The 6,267-nt window shown below is 71.1% G+C and carries 3 protein-coding genes; 1 reads left to right on the forward strand and 2 read right to left on the reverse strand.

The features are described from left to right. On the forward strand, positions 1 to 2,079 hold a 2,079-nt coding region (locus EFE23_RS27280), incomplete at its 5' end, for a putative glycosyltransferase family protein (protein WP_233601170.1). Between the two features lie 76 nt (positions 2,080 to 2,155). Here the strand turns inward: EFE23_RS27280 and EFE23_RS27285 are convergent. Together EFE23_RS27285 and EFE23_RS27290 are read right to left on the reverse strand one after the other, a co-directional pair. Further along, complete coding sequence (locus EFE23_RS27285; protein ID WP_123243743.1) at positions 2,156 to 3,661, reverse strand: glycosyltransferase family 87 protein; 1,506 nt, start codon at positions 3,659 to 3,661, stop codon at positions 2,156 to 2,158. A gap of 121 nt (positions 3,662 to 3,782) precedes the next feature. Beyond that, positions 3,783 to 6,267 (reverse strand): transglycosylase domain-containing protein (locus EFE23_RS27290; protein ID WP_158675940.1); only part of this gene is annotated, 2,485 nt, incomplete at its 5' end.

Genomic DNA, 6,267 nt, shown 5'->3' on the forward strand with positions numbered 1-6,267 from the left:
CCCGATGCCGGCGCGGCGACCACCGAAACCGCCGCGGCCCACGCCGACGCCGACGCGACCGCCGCCACGAAGACCGGCGCCGCCGACGCCGCGAAGACCAACGCGGCCGACGCCGCCACGAAGACCGGCGCGGGCGCCGCCTCCGACACGACCGCCGCCGGCGACCGCTCCGACGACGGAACGGCCGACGACGGAACGGCCAGCGATGGAACGGCCGGCGACCCGGCCCGTACCGGCGCGGCGGACCCGACCGGTCCCGCGAAGGCCGACGACGACGCCGGACCCGCTGAGGGTACGAAGCCGGACGACCCCTTCACCGCGTTCGGCCCCGCCCCGGATCCGGTGTTCGGCCGCCCCCGGCGGGCGGTCCGGGCGGTGGGCCGCTTCCTGGTCCACGAGTGGACCCTGGCCACCGTCGCCGCCCTGGTGCTCGCCGTCCTGATGACCTGGCCGACGCTGCGCTACCCGGCCTACACCCTGCCGCAGGACTACTGGGACCCGAGCCTCCAGGCATGGCAGATGGCCTGGTCGGGGCACATTCTGCTGACCGACCCGGCGCAGCTGTGGAACTCCAACACGTTCTTCCCCGACCCGTGGAGCTTCGCCTTCTCCGACACCCTCCTCGGGTACGCCCCGGCCGGCATGATCGGGCACGGGCCCGACGCCGCCCTGGTGCGCTACAACATCATGTTCGTGCTGGCGCACGCGCTCGCCACGCTCGGGGCGTACGCGTTGGCCCGCCAGCTGGGCGCGGGCCGGATCGGCGCCGCGGTGGCCGGGGCCAGCTACACCTACGCGCCCTGGCTGCTGGCGCAGGCCGGGCACCTGCACATCGTCTCCAACGGCGGGATCCCGCTGGCCCTGGCGATGCTCGCCCGGGGTCATGGCTGGTCCCTGCGGTACGGGTACCGCCCGGCGCGTCGGCACGCCGGCTGGGCGTTCGCCGGCTGGCTGGTGGCCGCCTGGCAGCTCAGCCTGGGCTTCGGCATCGGCCTGATGTTCGCGTACCTGCTGGGCGGCATCGTGCTGGTGTCGGCGTTGATCTGGTTCGCCCGGCGCTGGGTGGTGCGGCCGGTGAAGCGGCCGTTCGGCGGCCGGCTGTTCCTCGCCGACCTGCTCGGCGGCCTGCTCTTCGGCGCGGTCGGGGCGCTGCTGGCGGTGCCCTTCTTCAAGGTCGCGCAGCTGCACCCGAACGCGGCCCGGACGCTCGGCGACATCGCCATCTACTCGCCGCCGGCGAGCGGGTTCCTCACCGCCCCGGCCGAGTCGCGGGTCTGGGGGGAACTGCACGAGGGCGCGCGGACGGCGCTGCCCTGGCACCCGGAGATGACCCTGCTGCCCGGCTACGCGCTCTACGCGCTGGCCGCCGGCGGGTTGTTCTTCTCGGTCTGGCGGGTCCGGCACCGGCTCTACCTGCTCGCCGGGGTGCTGGTCAGCATGATCCTGGCGATGGGCACCCGGTTCTTCGGCGGCACCTGGACCTTCGTGCCGCTCTTCCACTACCTGCCGGGGTGGAACGGGCTGCGCACGCCGGGCCGGTTGATGCTCTGGGCCACCCTGTTCCTCGGCCTGCTCGCCGCCGGCGCGGTCACCGCGTTCTGCGCCCGGGTACGGGAGCTCGCCGCCGAGCGGGTCCCCCCGTGGCCCGGGCCGTGGCTGCGACTGGCCACCCTGCTGCCGCTGCTGCTGGTCGTCGTCGAGGGTTTGAACGTCACGCCGCACCCGGTGGTGCCGCAGCAGCCGGCGGCGATGCGGACGGTAGACGGACCGATGCTGGTCCTGCCCAGCAGCCAGAACCTGGACCAGCCGGTGATGCTCTGGTCGACCAGCCGGTTCCAGCGGATGGTCAACGGCGGCAGCGGCTTCACCCCGGAGACCCAGGCGAAGGTACGCGACCTCAGTGTGGGTTTCCCCGACCAGCCCAGCATCGAGTATCTCCGCCAACTCGGCGTGAAGAACGTGGTGGTGCTCCGGAACCAACTCGGCGGGACCCCCTGGGAGCGGATCCTCGACACGCCGGTCGACGGGCTGGGGGTGACCCGCGAGGAGGTCGGCGACGCGGTCGTCTACCACCTGTGACCGGGACTGAGACATCGGTGGGCCGCTCCGGCCCGACGCTGCCGGCGACCACCGTGGTGGTCGCCGGCAGCGCTGTTCACGCCGGCACGCCGGCCGGCACGCCGATGCCCGACCCGGATCGTCGTCGCCGGGCCGCCAGCCACGGCGCATCGGGGCTTCCGTCCAGGACGCCGCCGTCCGGGTCGTCCGGGTAGGTGGCGCGGACCGGGTCCTGCTCGGGGCGCATGATGTCCCGGATCACGAAGCCGCAGAGCACCACGACGGTGATCAGCCGGAGGCTGGCCGCGAGGACGAAGACGCCCTCCGGGAACACCGGCCGGCTGGTGGCCGCGCCGAGCAGCTCCCCGTAGAAGGCGACGAAGTAGCAGACCTCGGCGAACTGCCAGGCCAGGAAGGCGCCCCAGCGCGGCCGGGCCAGCACCGCCAGCGGGAGCAGCCAGAGTACGAACTGCTGCGACCAGACCTTGCTGAAGATCAGGAAGGCGGCCACCACCAGGAAGGCGAGCTGGGCGAGCCGGGGCCGGCGGGGAGCGAACAGCGCCAGCCCGGCCACGCCGAGGCAGGCCAGGCCGAAGAGCAGGTACGACACCCAGTTGAGGGTGGGAATGTGCGCGTTCAGCCACTCGAAGGGCCCGAGGTCGCCGGGGGCGGACGGGCTGATCTTGCCGTCGAGGTACCGGCCGATGTACCAGAGGGTGCCCCAGTCGATGGGACGGGTGGTGTTCAGGTCGAAGAACCGGCCCCAGCTCTCCCGGTACGGGATCGCCACCGGCAGGTTGACCGCGACCAGCGCCACCACGCCGGTGAGGGTGGCGGTGAGCGCGGCGCGCAGCCGGCCGGCGCGCAGTCCGAGCACCAGGATCGGGCCGAGCAGGAAGAGCGGCCACATCTTCGCCGCCCCGGCCAGGCCGAGCAGGACGCCGGCCGTCGCGGGACGGCGTCGGGCCCAGGCCAGCAACCCGAAGGCGGCGAGCCCGACGGCGAGCAGGTCCCAGTTGACGGTGGCGGTGAGCAGCAGGGCGGGGGCGAGCGCGAACAGCGCCGCGTCCCAGGGCCGTCGTCGCCGCAGGTTGAGGAGGACGGCGACGGTGGCCACGGCGAGGGCGCCGAGCACCAGCGCGTTGAGGTTGTAGAACCACTGGCCCTGGTTGATCCCCGGGTCGTCGACCCCGAGGGAGTGCACCGGCAGGCCGAGCGCCCCCATGAAGTAGCCGGTCAGCACCGGGTACTCGACCGGGTGGTCGGCGTAGGGCACCTTGCCCTCGTTCAGTCCCTCGGCGTAGTAGAGCGCCAGCACGTCGGTGTAGCACATCCGGGTGTACTGCGCGTTGTTCTGCCAGGCGCCGTCCTGGCAGGGGGACTTCTGCACCCAGTGCAGGGCGAGGGTCAGGCAGACCAGCGCCAGCACGATCCGGGCCGCCGTCCAGAAGCGACCCTCGCGGCCGGCGGGCCGGTCGAGCGCCACCGCATGGTCGCCGAGCGGGCCACCGATCAGCTCGGAGGCGCCGCGGACGAAGCCGTCCGAGCGGGACGGGTGGTCGACCGTCCTGTCGTCGCTGTCTGCCGTCGACTGGGTGCTCATGGAGAGGCATCCTGCCGTATCCGGGGGGACCTTGGGAACGGATGCGCGCCGACCTGGGGACGCCGGGGACGCCGACGGCGGCCGGACCACTGTGGTCCGGCCGCCGTCGTCAGCGCTGCCGTCAGTACGTCTGTCTCGGTGGTGTGGTGGGCAGGATGCCGCCGCCGTTGCCGCCACCGTTCGGCGGCGGTGGGAAGCCGGGCCCGGGGTTCCCACCGTTGTTGCCACCGTTGTTGCCACCGCCGTTGTTGTTGCCGCCCGGGCAGAACAGGCCGAGCGGGTCACAACCCGGCTGCTGGCCCGGCAGCGGGTCCGGCTGCGGCAGCTCACCGTTGCCGGCGTCGTCCTTACCGATGTGCGCGGCGGGCGGGAAGTCCAGCTTGTCCTTGCCGTTGAGCGCGTCGTTCATGAAGCGCTGGAAGATCGCACCGGGCATCCGGGCGCCGCTGATGTCCCGGCCGTCATCGTCCTTGATCGCTTTGCGGTTTCCGACGTTGCCCACCCAGACGGCGGTGGCGAGCTGCGGCGTGTAGCCGATCATCCAGGCGTCACCGTTGGCCTTGGGTTGCTTCGGGTCGCCGAGCTCCCACGTACCGGTCTTCTCGGCGGCCTTGCGCCCATCGTCCAGCCGGCGGTTCACGTGCGCCGGGTACTGCTCCAGCACGGAGGTGACGTCGGCGACGATGTCCTTGTCGATCCGTCGCTGCGGCTTGAGCTTCTCGCCGCCGACCGTCTCCCACTTGCCGGTGTTGGTGTTCTGCTTCTCCACCTTCTTCACGAAGTGCGCCTTGTTGTAGACGCCCTGGTTGGCGAAGGTGGCCACGCCGTTGGCGTGGTCCAGCACGGTGATCGGGTACTGGCCGTAGCCGATCACGTTGAAGAACGGCGACGGCGCGAGGTCCTTCGGGTCCTCCTTGGTCAGGTCGTACGACTTGGCCGGGTTGGTGTCGGTGCGCCACATGGTGGTGACGCCCGCCTGCTTGGCCATGGCCAGCACCTTGTCCGCGCCGATCTGCTCGGTGATGTAGTAGAACGGCACGTTCAGCGACTTCAGCGTCGACTGCTCAAGCGTGCAGGAGTCACCGCAGGAGACCTTGTCGGCGCCGGCGTTGCTGACCTTGAACTTCGTGTCCTTCGGGGTGAACGCCGAGCCCTTCCACCGGGACTTGACGGAGATGCCCTCCTTGAGGGCCGCCGCGAGGGTGTAGATCTTGAAGCTGGAGCCCGGTGAGTGGCCGCCGCTGAGCACGCCGTTGTCGATGTTCTTGCCGGCGTAGTCGGTGCCGGTGCCGTTGTCACCGCCGTAGTAGGCGCGCACCGCACCGGTCGTCGGGTCGATCGAGACCACTGCGGCCATCAGGTTCTTCGGCTGGCCGTAGAGCTCGGAGCCCTTCCGGGCCCGCTGGGCCGCGTTGAGCGCGGCCTCCTGCATCTTGGTGTCGATGGTGGTGGTGATCCGGTAGCCACCCCGGCTCAGCGCCTGCGAGCAGAGCGGCCGCTGGGGGGTGGCCGCGGCCTCGTCGTCGGTGCAGAGGTTCATCTCGCGCATTTCCTGCGAGACGTAGTTGATCACGTTGCCGTACGGCGTGTTGACGCCGAAGTCCGCACCGTTGTTCTTCGACGGCTTCTTGAGCGTCTTGAGCGGGTACTCGGTGGGGTGCGGCGGCATGTTCGGCGCGTCCAGCCACTTCTCGGTGATCATGCCGTTGATGACGTAGTTCCACCGGTCCAGCGCGGCCTCTTTGTTGATCGCCGGGTCGTAGCCCCGGTGCGTCGCGCTCGGCTCAGGCTGCTTGATCAGCGCGGCGAGCACCGCCGCCTCCGCCACGGAGAGCTGGTTGGTGTGCTTGCCGAAGTAGGTCTGCGCCGCCGCCTCGATGCCGTACGCGCCCCGGCCGAAGTAGATCACGTTCAGGTAGTGCTGCATGATCGTCGGCTTGTCGTACCTGTCGTTCAGCTTGGAGGCGAGGATCGCCTCCTTCACCTTGCGGCCGTACGTGTCCTGGTTCAGGTTGTCGAACGCGTTGCGGGCGTACTGCTGGGTGATCGTCGACGCGCCCTGCTTGTCGCCGCCGGTGAAGTTGTTCCAGGCGGCTCGGACGATGCCCTTGTAGTCCACGCCGGAGTGCCGGTAGAAGTTCCGGTCCTCGGCCGCGGCGACCGCGTGCTGGACGTAATCCGGGATGTCCTTGATGGTGATGAGCTGGCGGTTCTGCTCACCGACCTTGGCGATCGCGACCTTGCCGCTCTTGTCGTAGATCGTGGTGGAGAGCGGCGGGATGGTGTCCTCGGGGAGGATGACGTTGGTCGAGTAGTAGGTGAATCCGACCACGCCGATGCCGGCGAGCATGATGAAGACGGCGAAGCCGGCGATGAGCATGTTGATCCGCCGGCGCTTCTTCGCCCGGGCCGCCGCCGCCGGGTCGTCACCGCGGCCACTCCGACCGCCCCGACCGGGTCCGGTCGGCCCACCGGGTCCGCCGGGGCCACCACCCACCATGCCGGGCACACCGGCGCGGGCCACCGCGGCGCGGCCACCCACGGCCGCCGAGCCGACGCTCGCCCGACCGGCCGTGCCCACGCTCGCCGCGCCGACCGAGGCACGG

The sequence above is a fragment of the Micromonospora solifontis genome, from assembly GCF_003725545.1.
GTDB classification, from domain to species: domain Bacteria; phylum Actinomycetota; class Actinomycetes; order Mycobacteriales; family Micromonosporaceae; genus Micromonospora; species Micromonospora solifontis.